This is a genomic window from Paenibacillus sp. CAA11, assembly GCF_003060825.1.
In the GTDB taxonomy this organism is placed as follows: Bacteria; Bacillota; Bacilli; order Paenibacillales; family Paenibacillaceae; genus Fontibacillus.
The window spans coordinates 996,223-1,012,989 of sequence record NZ_CP028922.1; the positions used below are offsets into that span (position 1 = coordinate 996,223).

Annotated in this window: 15 protein-coding genes; 12 read left to right on the forward strand and 3 right to left on the reverse strand. The window is 48.6% G+C overall.

From position 1 onward, the window contains the following. The first annotated feature begins 36 nt into the window (after positions 1–36). Positions 37–513, forward strand: coding sequence for a chromate efflux transcriptional regulator ChrS (locus DCC85_RS04495; protein WP_108467724.1), 477 nt, complete (start codon positions 37–39; stop codon positions 511–513). A gap of 121 nt (positions 514–634) precedes the next feature. Here the strand turns inward: DCC85_RS04495 and DCC85_RS04500 are convergent, their stop codons facing one another. Next, positions 635–1,606: an LCP family protein gene (locus tag DCC85_RS04500; RefSeq protein ID WP_108464499.1), complete on the reverse strand. Its 972-nt coding sequence runs from the start codon at positions 1,604–1,606 to the stop codon at positions 635–637. A 194-nt stretch (positions 1,607–1,800) separates the two neighbouring features. Between DCC85_RS04500 and DCC85_RS04505 the strand changes: the two genes are divergently transcribed. The 9 genes from DCC85_RS04505 (at position 1,801) to DCC85_RS04545 (ending at position 13,490) form a co-directional block, all read left to right on the forward strand. Beyond that, positions 1,801–2,319 carry a mismatch-specific DNA-glycosylase gene (locus DCC85_RS04505; protein ID WP_108464500.1) on the forward strand — a complete coding sequence of 173 codons (519 nt, stop codon included), beginning with the start codon at positions 1,801–1,803 and terminating at the stop codon, positions 2,317–2,319. A 316-nt stretch (positions 2,320–2,635) separates the two neighbouring features. Continuing rightward, positions 2,636–2,995 carry a class Ib ribonucleoside-diphosphate reductase assembly flavoprotein NrdI gene (nrdI, locus tag DCC85_RS04510; protein WP_108464501.1) on the forward strand — a complete coding sequence of 120 codons (360 nt, stop codon included), beginning with the start codon at positions 2,636–2,638 and terminating at the stop codon, positions 2,993–2,995. Continuing rightward, positions 2,982–5,066: a class 1b ribonucleoside-diphosphate reductase subunit alpha gene (gene nrdE, locus DCC85_RS04515; protein WP_108464502.1), complete on the forward strand. Its 2,085-nt coding sequence runs from the start codon at positions 2,982–2,984 to the stop codon at positions 5,064–5,066. The genes nrdI and nrdE overlap by 14 nt, the downstream gene beginning before the upstream one ends. A gap of 48 nt (positions 5,067–5,114) precedes the next feature. Beyond that, entirely contained in the window at positions 5,115–6,080 is a 966-nt protein-coding gene (gene nrdF, locus DCC85_RS04520; protein ID WP_108464503.1) for a class 1b ribonucleoside-diphosphate reductase subunit beta, read from the forward strand. Continuing rightward, positions 6,073–6,540 (forward strand): NUDIX domain-containing protein, encoded by a 468-nt coding sequence (locus DCC85_RS04525; RefSeq protein ID WP_108464504.1) that lies wholly within the window; start codon positions 6,073–6,075, stop codon positions 6,538–6,540. The genes nrdF and DCC85_RS04525 overlap by 8 nt, the downstream gene beginning before the upstream one ends. 325 nt (positions 6,541–6,865) lie before the next feature. Beyond that, positions 6,866–7,972: a branched-chain amino acid dehydrogenase gene (gene bcd, locus DCC85_RS04530; protein WP_108467725.1), complete on the forward strand. Its 1,107-nt coding sequence runs from the start codon at positions 6,866–6,868 to the stop codon at positions 7,970–7,972. A gap of 301 nt (positions 7,973–8,273) precedes the next feature. Next, positions 8,274–10,367 (forward strand): class I SAM-dependent methyltransferase, encoded by a 2,094-nt coding sequence (locus tag DCC85_RS04535; RefSeq protein ID WP_108464505.1) that lies wholly within the window; start codon positions 8,274–8,276, stop codon positions 10,365–10,367. A gap of 29 nt (positions 10,368–10,396) precedes the next feature. Next, positions 10,397–10,945 carry an STM3941 family protein gene (locus DCC85_RS04540; protein ID WP_108464506.1) on the forward strand — a complete coding sequence of 183 codons (549 nt, stop codon included), beginning with the start codon at positions 10,397–10,399 and terminating at the stop codon, positions 10,943–10,945. Between the two features lie 151 nt (positions 10,946–11,096). Continuing rightward, the gene (locus DCC85_RS04545; RefSeq protein WP_108464507.1) at positions 11,097–13,490 is read left to right on the forward strand and encodes a bifunctional diguanylate cyclase/phosphodiesterase; all 2,394 of its coding nucleotides are present in this window, start codon (positions 11,097–11,099) and stop codon (positions 13,488–13,490) included. A gap of 100 nt (positions 13,491–13,590) precedes the next feature. Here the strand turns inward: DCC85_RS04545 and DCC85_RS22870 are convergent, their stop codons facing one another. Beyond that, positions 13,591–13,731, reverse strand: coding sequence for a hypothetical protein (locus tag DCC85_RS22870; protein ID WP_159081779.1), 141 nt, complete (start codon positions 13,729–13,731; stop codon positions 13,591–13,593). Positions 13,732–13,875: 144 nt separating this feature from the next. Then, a complete protein-coding gene (locus DCC85_RS04550) occupies positions 13,876–14,964 on the reverse strand; it encodes an SGNH/GDSL hydrolase family protein (RefSeq protein WP_108464508.1) in 1,089 nt (362 codons plus the stop codon). A gap of 216 nt (positions 14,965–15,180) precedes the next feature. On the opposite strand from DCC85_RS04550, the gene DCC85_RS04555 reads away from it, so the two are divergent. Together DCC85_RS04555 and DCC85_RS04560 are read left to right on the forward strand one after the other, a co-directional pair. Next, positions 15,181–15,897: a PadR family transcriptional regulator gene (locus DCC85_RS04555; protein WP_108464509.1), complete on the forward strand. Its 717-nt coding sequence runs from the start codon at positions 15,181–15,183 to the stop codon at positions 15,895–15,897. A gap of 111 nt (positions 15,898–16,008) precedes the next feature. Continuing rightward, positions 16,009–16,767: an ABC transporter ATP-binding protein gene (locus DCC85_RS04560; RefSeq protein ID WP_108464510.1), complete on the forward strand. Its 759-nt coding sequence runs from the start codon at positions 16,009–16,011 to the stop codon at positions 16,765–16,767.

Consider the following 16,767-nt stretch of genomic DNA (forward strand, 5'->3'; position numbering starts at 1 on the left):
CGCTCATTGATTATTTACCAGAAGCGGGTGAGTCATTTGTCCAAATCGAACGATCCGGATAAGCCCCTAATCGACCAGATCGACCGGGAGATTATCAAGGCGCTGAACCGGAACGGGAGGATCTCGTATACCGATTTGGGGAAGGAGATCGGGCTGTCCCGCGTCGCTGTGCAGACGCGGATTAACTCCCTTATGGATGAGGGAGTCATCGAACGATTTACAGCCGTGATCAACCCGGAGAAGATCGGGATCACGGTATCTGCCTTTTTCAACGTTGAAGTAGAACCCAAGCATTTACAGAAGGTAGCAGAGGCTCTTGCAGAGGAACCGGTGGTAACCAGCCTCTATCATATGACAGGCCCCTCCAAGCTTCATATGCACGCCCTGTTTACGGACAACCGGGAGATGGAGGCCTTTATGAAGGAGAAGCTGTACGTTCTTCCGGGGATCACCAGTGTGGATTCTCAGGTGCTGATCACACGTTATAAAAGCCGCATGGGCATGCGGTTGTAAAGATAATTACAGCAAAAGACAGGTCTTTCCTGATGAGAAGACCTGTCTTTTGCCCTGTTATAGATGCGGATTTTGTAAATTTCTAGGATAGTGTGAAAGCGAAGGGGCTGGCTTTTATAGGCTACTGCACCTTGTTCGCCAGCACTTGCTCTACGTACTGCCGGAGGGCAGGTGGGTCCGTCTTAAGAACAGCCGCCCCGCCAACCTTCTCATTCTGCAGAAGTTGGTTAGGCGGGATTTGTACTTTGACGACCTCATTAGGAGATATATCAAAGCCTAACCCTGCCAGCTTGATCAGATCCTGAAGGCTGAGATTGGTTTTGATGTACGGGGACACGGCACTAAGAATTCCAGGCAGCTTGAAGATCGATGAGGTGCTCTGGATCTTTGCCGCTACGGCCACTAGAAATTTGCGCTGTCTTTCGGTACGCGTAAAGTCCGAAGTGGCATCATGCCGGAAGCGAACATATTGAAGAGCTGTGGTTCCGTCCAAGTGCTGCTCGCCTTGCTTCAAATCAATGTCGTACCGGTGCTTGTCTCCGCCATCGCTGTATTTCATATCTTTCTCGACATATAGGTCAATGCCGCCGATGGCATCCACCAGGGAGATAAAGCCATTGAAATCGGTGTAGATGTAATAATTAATGTTGATACCAAGCAAATCCCCGACCGTGCGCATAGCCAGATCGCTTCCGCCATAGGAGAAGGCGGCGTTGACTCGGCTGCTACCATGGCCTGGAATTTTGGCATAGGTGTCGCGCATGATGGACATCAGATAAGCCTTCTTGGTAACCGGGTTAATGCTGGCCACCATGATGGAGTCGGAGCGTCCCATCTCCTTATCCCCACGGGAGTCGGCTCCGAGCAGGAGGATATGGACGGTTTCTTTGCCGTCCCATTTGGGCGGCAAGGACAGCTCTTCAGGTTCCCCTTGATCTGCAGAGGAACTGGAAGCAGCAGCGTCTGAGGGGCCTACAGATGGCACGGACATCGTTTGTTTGGAGAAGTGGTACAAGCTGTACCCATAATAGCCTACAACGGCGATGATGGCGATTGAGCAGGTGAGGAGCACCCATTTTATCCATTTTCGCATGAAACATACCTCGGCAATCTTTGATTTTCAAACCATGTTAAACTATATTTTCAATCTAACGTTTTGTCAATTTTTCTTGTTTATTGAATTCTATTTGACGTAGAAATATTGTGATTTCATTCAATTGGTTTGATGTATTCTCTGTTATTTTATCAAAGTGATATACGGAGCAGTGCGGATAGGAGGGAAGCGGTATGGAAGAGATTGTAGATCACTTGGATTACGGCTTGCAAATCATATTCGTTGGCTTCAATCCCAGTCTGCGCTCAGGTGAAGTAGGGCATCATTATGCCAATCCGCGGAATAATTTCTGGCGCATTCTGTATCGGTCCGGCCTGACTCCCCGGCTATATGAGCCTGAAGAGGACGGTGAACTTCTGAAGCTGGGCTATGGGTTCACCAATATTGTCGCCCGGCCAACGCGTGGTATTGAAGACATCACAAGGGAGGAGTACAAGGAGGGGCGGGAGATCCTTTGTCGCAAGCTGATTAAATACCGCCCGCGGGTTGTATGCTTTGTAGGCAAAGGCGTGTATGCGGAATACAGCAAGCGCAGGCAGGCGGAATGGGGGTTCCAGCCGGATCCGTTTATTCCGGGCCTGCATGAATTTGTAGCTCCCTCCTCCAGCGGTTTGGTCCGCATGCCCATGGACGAAATCATTTCTATATACAGCAGATTAAAAAGGGCGATGGAGGAAGAAATTTACGTGTAATTATGATGAAAAACAGCACCTTAATTTCATTCAATTTTCATATAAAAGAAATTATTTTTTTTCGGGTGCATTCGCGGCGCTTCACCAAATTTTTTTTAAGAAAAAAAAGAACGCTTTAGTATAGATACCTAGCGGGTTTAACCGTGTCAACCCCCTTTTTTGGGACAGATAGACGGATTGACAAACACTATATCTAGCGATTAAATTAAATATCGTTCCCTATATATTGGGTTTAACGGAACGGACAAAGGTTTAAAGAAGAGAAGACAAACTTTCGCATAATAGATAGGTTAAGATACGGAAGGGGTAAGAAATCATGCTCATCGCTTATGACTCCAAGACGGGCAATGTTAAGAGGTTTATAGGTAAGCTGAATTTGCCTGCAGTACAGATTAATGAAGCTATGACTCTGGATGAACCATTTGTATTGGTTACATATACTACAGGGTTCGGGCAGGTGCCGCAGCGCGTAGCTGCTTTTCTGCAGAAAAACCATCAGCGCCTGCTTGGAGTAGCTGCCAGCGGCAACCGAAATTGGGGAGACAAGTTCGCCAAGAGCGCAGATTTGATCTCACAGCAATATGACGTTCCGGTCATTGCCAAATTCGAATTGTCAGGCACGTGGGGCGATGCAGAGAGATTTCAACAGGAGGTGAGCCGGGTTGCGGCATATTGAACTGAACAACATGTTAATGAAGCGTGATGCGGATGGATTCTTCCAATTGGAGAAAGATCGCGAAGCGGTTCAAGAATTTATGGAAGAAGTGGCTCGTAAGAGCATTAAATTTGCGGATACTTCCGCTAAAGTACGTTATATGATCGATAATGATTACTATGAGAATATGTATGACCGGTATTCCGAAGCAGAAGTAGAGGAAATTTATGAGATCACGCACAGCTATGGCTTTGAATTTCCTTCTTATATGGCCGCATCCAAATTCTACACGGACTATGCGGTAAAGACGAACGACCGCTCCCTGTATTTGGAGCACTACCCGGACCGGGTCGCTGTCGTAGCTCTTCATCTGGGACGGGGCAATGCGGAAACGGCGCGTACGCTGGCCCGTTCGATGATGGAGCAGCGTCTGCAGCCGGCAACACCGACATTCCTGAACGCGGGCAAGAGCCGCCGCGGAGAGATGGTGTCCTGCTTCCTGCTGGAAATGGATGATTCCTTGAACTCCATTAACTATGTCCTCAATACTTGCATGCAGCTGTCCAAGATTGGCGGCGGGGTTGCCGTTAACTTGTCCAAGCTGCGCGGACGCGGTGAGGCCATTAAAGGAGTTGAAGGCGCAGCTAAAGGAATCATGCCGGTGCTGAAGCTGATGGAGGATGCGTTCTCCTACGCGGACCAAATGGGGCAGCGTAAAGGCTCTGGTGCGGGATACTACAATATCTTCGGCTGGGACGTAATGGAGTTCCTGGACAGCAAGAAGATCAATGCAGATGAAAGAACCCGACTGAAGACCCTGTCGATCGGCCTGATCGTACCGAACCGGTTCTACAAGCTTGCCCAGGACAACCAGCCGCTGCATGTATTCGGTCCTTACAGCGTCTACAAAGCCTATGGCACGCATTTGGACGACATGGACATGGATGAGATGTACGACAAGCTGCTGGCCGATGAGCGCGTGAAGAAGAAGGCCATTATGAGCGCGCGGGACATGCTGACCAAGATCGCTATGGTTCAGCTGGAGTCCGGCTATCCGTACATTATGAACAAGACGAATGCCAATAAGGGACATGCGCTGGGCCGGGTAGGCCAAATCAAAATGTCCAACCTGTGCACAGAGATCTTCCAGCTGCAAGAGACCTCTGAAATCAACGACTATGGCACAGAAGACGCCATTCGCCGCGATATCAGCTGTAACCTGGCTTCCCTCAACATTGTCAATGTGATGGAGCACAAGAAGATTCGCGAATCGGTGCATGAGGGCATGGTTGCGCTGACAGCTGTCAGCGACATGACGAATGTATCGAACGCACCAGGTGTGGCTAAGGCGAACCGTGAGATGCACTCTGTCGGCCTTGGTGTCATGAACTTGCACGGATTTTTTGCTAAGAACAAAATCGCATACGAGAGCGCAGAAGCTAGAGATTTTGCCCGTACGTTCTTTATGACGATGAATTACCACTCCATTGAGAAGAGCATGGAGATCGCCCGAATGACTGGGGAGAAATTCGCTGGGTTCGAGCTCTCCGATTATGCCAGCGGAGAATACTTTGGCCGCTACTTGGAGACCGACTACCGGCCTGCTACAGCCCGCGTACAAGAGCTCTTCGAAGGCATTGATATTCCTACGATTGAGGATTGGAAGAACCTGAAGGCGCAGGTTATGGAACATGGACTTTATCATGCATACCGGATGGCGATTGCGCCAACGGCCAGCATTTCCTATATTCAGAATGCTACCTCCAGCGTAATGCCGGTGGTAGAACAAATCGAGACGCGGACTTATGCGAACTCGACGACATACTATCCAATGCCTTATCTGGGCCGCGATAATATCTTCTTCTATAAATCGGCTTATCAGATGGATCAGTTCAAGGTGCTGGATCTCATTGCTGAGATTCAAGCTCATGTGGACCAAGGCATTTCAACCGTACTTCACGTGAACAGCAATGTGACGACTCGTCAGCTTGCTCGTTATTATCTATATGCGGCTCATAAAGGCTTGAAGTCGCTCTACTATACTCGCACGAAGAAGCTGTCTGTTGAGGAATGCGTGACCTGCTCCATCTGACGATGGGCAGGTTTTGCCCTCGCTTAGGAAGGGAGAATCAATCATATAATGAGTGCTATTAAAGCGGTGAACTGGAACCGTCCGGATGACGACTTCACTCTGATGTTCTGGAATCAGAATATCATGCAGTTCTGGACCGATGATGAAATTCCGCTCTCTGACGACAAGATGTCGTGGATGAAGCTTAATGATCAAGAGAAAGAAGCCTATATGAAGGTGCTTGGCGGGCTTACGCTCCTGGATACAATTCAGGGCGGCGTAGGTATGCCACAAATATTGGAGCATGTGGACGGCCTGCAGCGCAAGGCAGTGCTTGGCTTCATGGCTATGATGGAACAAATTCATGCTAAATCATACAGCAGCATCTTCACCACGCTGGCCTCTACGGAAGAAATCGATGCGGTATTCCGCTGGGTCGAAGAGAATCCTTATCTCCAGACCAAAGCTGAAACCATCCGTCAATATTACGTGAACATTAACTCTCCGAAGGAATTGTTCTTGGCTATGGCAGCCTCCGTACTGCTTGAGAGCTATTTGTTCTATAGCGGATTCTTCTATCCGCTCTATCTGGCCGGACAAGGCAAGATGACCTGCAGCGGGGAGATTATCGACCTGATCCTGCGTGATGAGAGCATTCACGGCGTATATGTCGGCGTATTGGCCCAGGAAATTTACGCCGAGCTGGAAGAGGACGAGCGCCGCGATTTGTATGAGACGCTTGTAGGCCTGCTGCGTTATCTTCACACCAATGAAGAACGGTATACGGAGCAAATTTACAGCTCGATCGGTCTGGTGGATGAAGTGAAGACCTTCCTGCGTTACAATGCGAACAAAGCGATGATGAATCTTGGCTTTGACCCGCTTTTCCCAGAGGAAGAGGTCAATCCGATTGTCTTCAACGGAATAAGCACGCATACGAAGCAGCATGACTTCTTCTCGAAGAAGGGCAATGGTTATGTGCGGGCTCTGAACGTTGAGCCGCTTACGGATGAGGACTTTACCTTTGATGCCTAAAGAAGCTAAGTTGCATCAGCAGGAGCCCCAGACCCCGCAGCAGGTGATCCAACCGAGGATCGGCGTGGGTGCACTGATCGAGAATGAACAGGGAGAGGTTCTGCTCGTTTACCGGAACAGAGCACCGGAGAAGGATACCTGGAGTGTGCCGGGCGGCAAGGTGGATCTGTATGAGCGGCTGGAGGATGCGGTCATCCGTGAGGTGAAGGAAGAGGTTGATCTGAGCATCCGAGTGGATGCCCTGCTGGGGACGGCAGAGACCATAGATGAGAGCAAGGGAGAACATTGGATCTCCGTTCTGTACAAGACATCGGTGGCTCAGGGCACAGCCCGGAACATGGAGGAAGGCGGAGCGATTGGCGACGTTCGCTGGTTCCCGGCCAGCAGCCTTCCGGACAACCTTGCTTGCTTTGCAGAGCCTGTTCTTTTGGAGTGGAAAAGTAAATATAGCCGAGAATGATAAGGAAGCCCCGTAAGGGGGTTCCTTTTGTTTTTGGGGAATACTAGGCTAGATTGCCATTAAGGAAGCGAGCTAGCAGATAGGTTATGAAATCGCATGTTTGTGTCAGATTGTATGACATTATAAGCGGAATATGAGCTGCTAAGGATAAATCCAGCCCGTATGATGGATTGACAGGCTTGGACGATCTATAATACCTTTGGGAATGGAAAGGCATTAGTTTGAGAAACAGATTAAATGAGGCATATTTATGTGACATTACATAACATGAATGGACTGCAAAGAAATGATGCCGCAGAACATTCATGAATTGGAGGATGCTGGGATGGAACTGTTTAAAGCAATGGAGCAATATGATTACGAGCAGTTGGTGTTTTGCCAGGACAAGGCTTCGGGACTCAAAGCGATTATCGCCATTCATGATACAACGCTGGGGCCGGCTTTAGGCGGAACGCGGATGTGGAATTACGTATCTGAAGAGGCAGCCATTGAGGATGCGCTGCGGCTGGCGAAGGGAATGACGTATAAGAACGCGGTGTCCGGACTGAATCTTGGAGGCGGGAAGACGGTCATTATTGGCGATCCGCGTAAAGACAAGAACGAAGCGATGCTAAGAGCGTTTGGCCGCTATATCCAGGGCTTGAACGGCCGGTATATTACGGCGGAGGATGTAGGGACTACGGTTGAGGATATGGATATCATTCACCAGGAGACGGACTATGTTACAGGGATCTCTCCATCGTACGGTTCCTCAGGCAACCCTTCCCCGGCAACCGCTTATGGTGTCTATCAGGGGATGAAGGCGGCGGCGAAGGAAGCGTTCGGATCCGATTCCCTGGAAGGACGCACTGTAGCAGTTCAGGGTGTAGGGAATGTGGCCGTTCATTTGTGTAAATATCTGCATGAAGAGGGGGCCAAGCTGATCGTCACCGATATTCATAAGCAAGCGGTGGACCGAGTGGTGGAACAATTCGGGGCCCAGGCAGTCTCACCGGATGAGATTATCGGTGTCGAATGTGACATTTACGCGCCTTGCGCCTTAGGGGCTACCATTAATGATGAATCCATTCCTCAGCTGAAAGCCAAGGTGATTGCCGGTTCCGCGAATAACCAGCTGAAGGAAGCGCGTCATGGCGACCGTCTGCACGAGCTTGGGATTGTATACGCCCCCGATTATGTGATCAATGCGGGCGGGGTCATCAACATTGCGGATGAGCTTAATGGCTATCACGCAGATCGCGCTTATAAGAAGATTGGAGAAATCTATCAATCGATCGAGCAGGTATTTGAAATTTCCAAGCGCGAAGGAATTCCAACCTATCTGGCTGCCGATCGTCTTGCCGAGCAGCGGATTGAGCGGATCAAGAATGCGCGCAGCACCTTTTTGCAGAACAGCCACAACGCTTTGAGCATTCGCAGAAGCCATCGCTAATGTGAGCTTAATGATCACGACGCCTGTCTTTGAAGTCTTAGAACTTTGAAGACAGGCTATTTTTATAAGAGCACGAATTGGTTCCTAGCCTGGTATAATAGGGTAAAAAATACTTGAGCCGGAAATAGTTAGCGCAGTAAAACGTGGACAAGCGGATGATTGAACAGACGCCGGGGATCGAGCTTACGCTACCAAAAGTATGGTATAAGCCTTTAAAGCGAAAGTAGCGAAAGCAGTAAGATGGGCAGATGAAACTGCTCATCGCTAAGCAGAACGAATAAAGAAAGCAGGGGGAGAACTAATGCTTAAGTCATTAACGGCTATTGCTTTGTATCGCCAGGGGGATGTGGAGATCGTACAGCATCATATGTGGCTGCGCTGGATGACCTCAGCAGAGGAGCGGATTGTCAATCTTGAGCGGATCGCCTCGCTCCGTGAATTGGCGCAAGCGAATCCTGTGCTGGATTATGTGGAGCGAAGCCTAAAGCTGCTGGACCGGATGCAGCTGTCCTTTTGGATGAAGGACATTTTGGAAGAGGTGCTGATCTGGTCGGAGACCGCCAAAGGCGGGACGCTGCGTGAGCGCCTCATCTGGGCAGAGGAAGGCATTAATCTAACCGTACATAACGAAGGCTCCGCCCAGCTGTATATGAAATATGCGGATGACCCAAAAAGTGACCGGGGCCGTGTAATTCATCTGTTGATTCAAACGCATGGTCTGATCGGACAGCAGATTCGCGGGGAGGTCCCGGCTAAGGAAAATGAGGTGCTGATGAAGCTGTATGAGGAGGGCTTGATGACAACTGATGAGCTTGAGCGGCTGCTGTACGCGCTGAATCACTGCATTATTGGAGCTGTGTCGGCAGAGCTATGGAACAGTGTCAAGCCTGAGGTCTCCCACCTAATAAGGCAGTTAACACATGAAGGGGAGACGAATAAGCTGACGATTAGAGAGCGGATGAAGCGGCTTAGAACCCTGTCCATTCAGCAAGGTGAGGACTTTGTTGCCGGATGGGGCCGAGTGGAAGCAAGCCCGCAGCTTTCCGCCCGGTTAGAAGGTCTTGCGCAGCATACATTCTGGTATGTGGAGTCGGCCCTACAAGCCTTCTCCTTGGAAGAGTTCCTTAAAATATTCTGCCTTGTGACAAGTGATCCTGGTATGGAGGAGCTGCGCCATATCAGCTTCGAGAAGCTGATGAAGACCCTGTATTATGATTACAAGGGCGAGAAGAGAATCAATGTCTACATGAAGCGCATCATTGAGAATTATTTAGCCGGATTCACATGGACCGAAGAGTCCCTTCTGGCCTCAAGCCCGCAGGTTCCGGCAAATGCAGCCAATCCTCATCTGACGCACCGGCTTGAGCGGCTTGCTGAACAGCCGGATACGGTATTCTTCGTCTTCGATTTCTCGCCGGCTGCGCGCAAGTTGATTGAATTCTGTATCGAGGCAGAGAAGACTCCGCTCTATGAGCAGGCGGTCCTCATGCTGTTCGACTTATTCGGGCTGCGGCGGGATGCCTACGACCGATTCCATAATGAAGAGACTTATTTGCAGGACATGAACCAAGCTGGCGATCATAAGCGGGTCATTCTGGATTATATCACTGGAAATACCGTCCTTGATATTGGCCCCGGAGGAGGTGTGATGCTGGATCTCATCGAGCAGGAGCTTCCGGGACGGCGGGCGCTAGGGCTGGATATAGCGGCAAATGTTATCGAGGCGCTGGAGCGCCGGAAAGCTATGGAGGGGCGGCAATGGGAAGTTACGCAGGGAGATGCACTGCGGCTGAAGGAATATGTGAAGCCCGGCAGTATTGGCACGGTCATCTTCTCTTCTATTCTTCATGAGCTGTACTCCTACATAGAGACAGACGGTACCCGCTTCAATAAAGCAACGGTTGCAGAGGCTCTGCGAAGTGCCTATGAGGTGCTTGAGAACCGTGGGAGAATTATTATCCGGGATGGCATTATGACAGAACCAGTGGGTCAGAAGAGAATCATCAAGTTTTTAAAACAAGGCGGCATGCGTCAGCTGCAGAGGTATGCGCATGATTTTCGCGGCAGAACCATTGTGTATGAGGAACTTGCCCCAGATACGGCTTGCCTGAAGGTGAATGATGCGATGGAATTTCTATACACATACACCTGGGGGGAAGAGGCTTATGTGCATGAAGTGCAGGAACAGTTCGGAATATTTACACCTTCGGAATACGAGCGGTTTATTTATGATACTTTGGGCGCCGGAATCGACATCATTACAGCAACTCACTATTTACAGGAAGGATATGCAGAAGCCTTAGCAGATAAGGTGGAAGTCTTCGATGAGCAGGGAGACCCTGTGCGCCTGCCTGACAGCACATGCTTGATCGTTATAGAGAAGAGAGAGTCTTGAGTGGAACAAAATTAGAAGGAGGATAACTCATGAACAGAGATGAAATGTTTTCGAGCCGACCGACAGGTCCTTATACAGCTTATATGGGAATGGGGAAAAGGTGGCTTTTTGCAGGATTAGCATTGCTTTTTGTAGTGTTGGGCTGCTTTGTTGCTTATTACTCTTATCAGGATCAAAAGTACTTTTTTACGGTGATCGGAGTCCTTTGCATTGTCTTTTTCGGCTTTTGCCTGCTCTATATTGTCAGCAAGCTGAACGATAGGACACCGGCAGTCGTTGTCGATGAGGATGGGATCACCGACAGATCTTCCTATATCGCTGGAGGACTGATCCGTTGGGAGGAAATCCGAGATATTGAACTTTACGAATTCATGAACCAATCGTTCATCGGTATTGAACTGTACGATAGTGACAGTTATCTGGAGAAGCAGCGCGGATTGAGAAGGCTCATGATGAACGCCAATCGGGGGATGGTTCAGGCTACGATCAATATCTCCCAATCCTCCTTAAGCACTCCGCTTGAGGAGCTGTATGACCGAATCATAGAACAGTGGGAGAGACGGATGGAAAAAGATTAAAATTTTATTTTAATTCATATCTTCCTGACTAAAAAAAGTGAGAATTTTGTCGAAATATAGTGTATAGACAGAGTGAAGACGGCAGCTTTGCCTGGAAAAAGAGTGTTTTTTTCTGGATAGAGCTACTATTGTCAGGAAGAGGGGGCCTTGCGTGGGAGAGATTTACGGAACCTGGAACGAATTCTTGATTACTATCTCGTTTATCATTTCGGTTGCGGCTGCTTATTCAGCGCTTGATCTGGCAGGAAGAATCGGAATTGCTCGGGGAAGGGATCGGATCCTATGGCTGATTACAGGTGCGGCTTCAATGGGCATTGGCATCTGGGCTATGCATTTTGTAGGCATGCTTGCTTTTACGCTTGATACTAAGGTCTCCTATGATATGGACCTTGTTCTGCTCTCCGTGGTGTTAGCCATTGCAGTCTCTGCCATAGCGATGCTAACCATCATTACTACAGAGCATCTGGGCTGGGTTCAATATGTGGCCGGAGGAACCTTGATTTCAAGCGGAATCGTAGGCATGCATTACACGGGGATGGCAGCGATGACAGTGAAGATTACTTATGAGCTGCCAGGCGTATTGTTGTCCGTCCTGATTGCTACAGTAGCGTCTGTGGTCGCTGTTTGGATGCTCTTTCGCTTCAGGCAGGATCAGGAGCAGCATGGGATGAAGTACAAGTTGGGCGGGGCATTAATCATTGGTGCTGCTGTATTTGGAATGCACTATACAGGGATGGCCGCATCCCATTTTCATCATAGAACAAATCCCGAACTGGCACCGGGCATGGAGATTGACCCGAAGGTTCTGGCTTATTTCATTACGGCGGGAACTTTACTGCTGATCGGCTTGACGCTGTTCGGCATCTTCGTGAACAGACGGCTCACGCTGAAGGATTCTGCCTTAGAAGCGCATGATCGGTGGTACCGGTCCCTTTACGAAAACAATCAGGACGGGATTCTGTCGGTGGATACCGACGGGCGAATTATCGGACTCAATCCTGCGCTTTCCCGGCTCAGCGGCTATCAGGCAGAGAGGTACCTTTACAAGCATATTTCCTCCCTTGGGGTGAAGGTTGATCCGCAGTTCCTCATTAATTTGTCCAAAGTGGAGATCAAGGTGCCTTCAGAAAATGGGGAGCTTGAGCTAAGCATAACCAGCGTGCCAGTCAGCATTGAGGGGAAGAACGTCGGTACCCATCTGCTGATCCGTGATATTTCCGAAGAGAAGAAGATTAAGGATCAGGTTCAGCATCTTGCGTATCATGACGAGCTTACAGGATTGCCAAACCGCAGAAGATTTAATCAGGTCCTGTCGGAGACCATCCTCAACAGCCGGGTGTTTGGCGCAAGGTTTGCCGTGATGATGATCGATATCGACCGGTTCAAAATGATTAATGACTCTTTGGGCCATGCCTATGGGGACATCTTCCTTCGGACGGTCAGCGAACGGATTCGGGAGGCGGTTAAGGGCTATCAGGTCACCCTCGCCCGCATGGGCGGGGATGAATTTACCTTGATCTTTGACGGCTGGAATGTTGAGGAAGAGGTGGAACTGCTTGCTGAGCGGATTATTAGCTCTATTCAGGTACCCTACCATTTGAAGGACAACGACTTCTATATCACGGCAAGTATCGGTATTGCGATCTATCCGGGGCATGGTTCGGATGAAATGCAGCTGCTTCGGAATTGTGATTCGGCCATGTATGAGGTCAAGAAGCAGGGGAAGAATGGATACCGCTTCTATAGCAGCACCATGGACAATAAAATGCTGGAGAAGATCGCCCTTGAAGCAGAGCTGCGCAAAGCGGTTGAGCGCGGTGAGCTGGTCATTCACTATCAGCCCCAGATTCGCATGCCTGACCAGACACTGGCGGGTATCGAAGCGCTTGTGCGTTGGAATCACAGAACGAGAGGGATGATTCCGCCGGGTGTGTTCATTCCGATTGCCGAAGAGACGGGCGTCATTTATGAGCTTGGGAACTGGGTGATGCGGGAGGCATGCAGACAAATGAGCGTCTGGCAGCGCGCCGGCCGCCCGGCTGTTCCGGTTTCAGTGAACCTGTCGTCCCAGCAGTTTCACCAGCCGGGGCTGATGGATAATATCCGTGAGATCCTAAGTGAAACAGGGCTTGCACCTGAGTATCTTGAGCTGGAGATTACCGAGAGCATGATGATGGACGCATCGATGTCCATTGATATTTTGCAGGCTCTGACCGAGCTTGGCGTCCGAATCAGTCTGGATGACTTCGGGACAGGCTACAGTTCGCTCAGCTATCTGAAGCTGTTCCCGATCCAACGGCTCAAGATCGACCGTTCCTTCATTACACATATTACTTCTAATGAAAGTGACAAGGCGATTGTAGCAGCCATCATCTCGATGGCACGGCATCTGAAGATGAACGTAGTGGCCGAGGGGATTGAGACCCGGGAACAGCTGGATATCCTTGTTCAAAGTGAAGGGGTTGAGATTCAGGGCTATTATTTCAGCAAGCCGATAACTGCAGAAGAATTGGAGAAATCCTATCTGTCCGTGGTTACAGCATGATGGGCCCTATAGTGGTGAGCTGCTTAAGCTGACCTAAGCGGTAAGCACTAAGGAGGCACACTAATGAGGCAAGCGGCAGGCAAAGCCAAGGTAGGTCTGGCTAGGCTTTACGGCAGATATAGACCATGTTCGTGCTCTTGGAGGAGATGGGGGTTTCCTTCCAATCCTCATAGACGGCTTCAATCAGGAAACCATGCGCATCTAATAGACGCTTCATTTCCTGCGGGTATACATAGCGCAAGCGGATTCGGGTGATATGCTCGGGTCCTTTTTGTTGTCTGCGGATGGTGGTATAGTGCTGAATCTGGGTTAAGGCATCATTGCGCAGGAGAAAAAGAACCCGGGACGCAAGTGTTCCGGGCTCTTCTATCGTGTCAGTGACTGCTTATCTTCGCTCTGTTATTTTTCGAAGTACGGGCTCTAGGCCATCCGCCATCTGAATCAGTCCCAGATCTGTTGGATGGATGCCATCGACGAAGCAGTCCTGTCCATGACGCTTCAGCAGCTTCTCACCATCGTGGAAATAGATATGGCGGTCTCCTGCCGCGCGTAAGGATTCAACCAGCTTGATCTGCATCTCTTTACGGGTTCGCTGGGCCTCGCGGGAGGCGGCATCGAACTTCTGCTTGGCAAAGATAATTCGCGAGAGGACGAGGATCGGAACCTTAGGCTGGGCCTCGCGTAAAATTCGAATGAACTCCGGCAGCGTCTGGGAATACAGCTCCGGTGTTACGCTGTTCGCTTCGTAATCCAGCACATAACAGGCCGGGTCAGGAATGGTTGCCATGAGGCGGGCCAGCTCCGGTTCGCCCTTGCCGCTTCCTGAGAAGCCAAGGTTAATGAATTCCCTGCTCATCCGGCGGCTCAAAACATTGGTATAGCTCATGCCCGGACGCGAGGCACAGGCGCCCTGCGTAATTGAAGTGCCGTAGACGATGATTCGTCCAGGGCGGAATGCTGGAGGAGGCTGTATAGATGTGTTCGGCTCTAAGCCGATCAGTACCTCTTCTACGCCCTGATACAGTGGAAAATGCAGCAGCAGTGTCCGCATTTCCTTGGATCCTCCTTCGAAGAGAACAGCCTGGTATTCCGCAGCCTGGGGATTCAGCGTTGTAGTTCCGCGGTATTCCAATTCTCCATGAATCTCTTCATAGCAGTCAAAGCCGCATTGTCCCGAAGGAGCCATATGGTACATATTAGCCGGTCCAGCCAGCTTTACTTTGAGAGCCAGCTTGGCTGCATTGGTACGAAAGCGGATGATTCCTCCTGAAGTATGGTTTGCCAGATTATTAACTGCTTCAGGGATCGGGAAGGGCAGGACGGAAGGAAGGCGCCGATAGCGCTCATCCTGCTTAAGCCATGGAAATCCTGAAATCTCAAAGGGTGCCTGGAGTGGAGAGTGCCAGTTCAATTCGGCCACCTCCGCCGTTTGCAGGGTCTCTGCATCGGCTGTACTGCTAAATTTGTGGGTCATTCCCACCACTCCTTTCCTAATTCAATGTTGATATGTGAATAACTGGAACCTATCTGAAATTCTAGATAGATCATCAATGTCCTGCTTAAAAGTGGAAATTGGGAGTGGAGCAGAATATCTTTAGCGATTAAGTGCCGGTTTTTTTGTAACGGTATTGAATGTATCCAATGTTGGTGATATTATATACTCAACATTGGATATGCTAGAGGTGAAAACATGATACGCTCATTGATTTTATACTATTTGAACGTTAAGCCAACTCATGGCTACGAAATCCAGAAATTTCTTCAAGTTTCCGGCATTGATAATTGGGCTAAAATACAATCCGGATCTATTTATTATGCACTTACAAAACTGGATAAGGACGGTTGCGTAGAGGTTTTAAAAGAGGAAAAAAACGGTTCTAGAATCCGCAAAATCTATGTTATTACAGATAAAGGAAAACAGAAGCTTCAGGAAGATTTGCAACAAGAGCTATTAACTCCGATTGCTCCTGTTGGTTCCGATAAGTTCTTTCTGAATAATATCCTTGACGAACTGCCAAAAAGCGCAATTATAGCTACGATAAATAAGCACTTGGCCGATTTAAAAGAACAAAAAGAATATTGGGAAAAATGGCGTCAAGCGAAAACGAATACGGTCGTCCCTGGTGCTGAAAAAATAGCTTTTGATATGACAATTGACAGTTTGAAATACCAAATTCTATGGCATGAAGAAATCCTTAATCATATTGACCAGTATATTACGCTTGGTAAAGAAACAAGAAGGATTATTCAAACGATTGATTTCTCTGCTGTTGATGATGAAGATACGATTACTACTTCGGCCAAACTGCTCGATATTCAAAAGCTGCGTGATGAAATTATCAATGATCCGTCGAAAGCAGTTGAAAATATTGACCGATTGATTGAACAGCTTAAAAAGAAAAAATAGAATTCGAAATAGAGCACGAAGACAAGGTGCTTTATTTCAGCATCATATATCCAACGTTGTATATATAATATTGTATAAATTATGTTATCTATTAGGAGGAGATCAAAAATTATGAATAATCCAGTATTAGAGGTCAGAAACATCTGCAAGAAATATGGTGATAGGGAGGTAGTAACGAACGAGAATTTTACGGTTTACAGCGGTGATATTTTGGGGTTTATCGGACCAAATGGCGCCGGGAAAAGCACCAGTATAAACATGATAACAACTTTAGTTGCACCTGATCGTGGAAATATCTTTTTTCGCGAACAAGACATAATGAAACAACCAGATGACTTTAAACGGGCTTTAGGTGTTGTTCCCCAGGATTTGGCTATTTACGAAGACTTATCTGCCTATGAGAATGTTCGATTTTTTTGTGCTTTGTATGGGATCAAAGGCGCAGAGTTAAAAGATCGAGTAAAACAAGCTCTGGAGTTTGTAGGTTTATGGGAGCGCAGAAAAGATAGCCCCTCCAAATTTTCAGGCGGTATGAAGCGCCGTTTGAATATAGCTTGCGCAATTGCACACGGGCCTGAACTGCTGATTATGGACGAACCGACGGTTGGGATTGACCCGCAATCACGAAATAAAATTATGGAAGCAGTCAATCTGCTTCACCAAACAGGAACAACGGTTATTTATACCTCTCATTACATGGAAGAAATTGAAACCCTATGCAATCGTATCGTCTTGATGGATAAGGGGGTTGTTTTAGAGGATTTGGATAAAAAAACGTATAAAGAAAAATATGCAGCTATGGGATTTACGAACTTGGAAGAAATTTTTCTACACCTGACAGGAACAGATTTAAGAGATATGGAGGGTTAA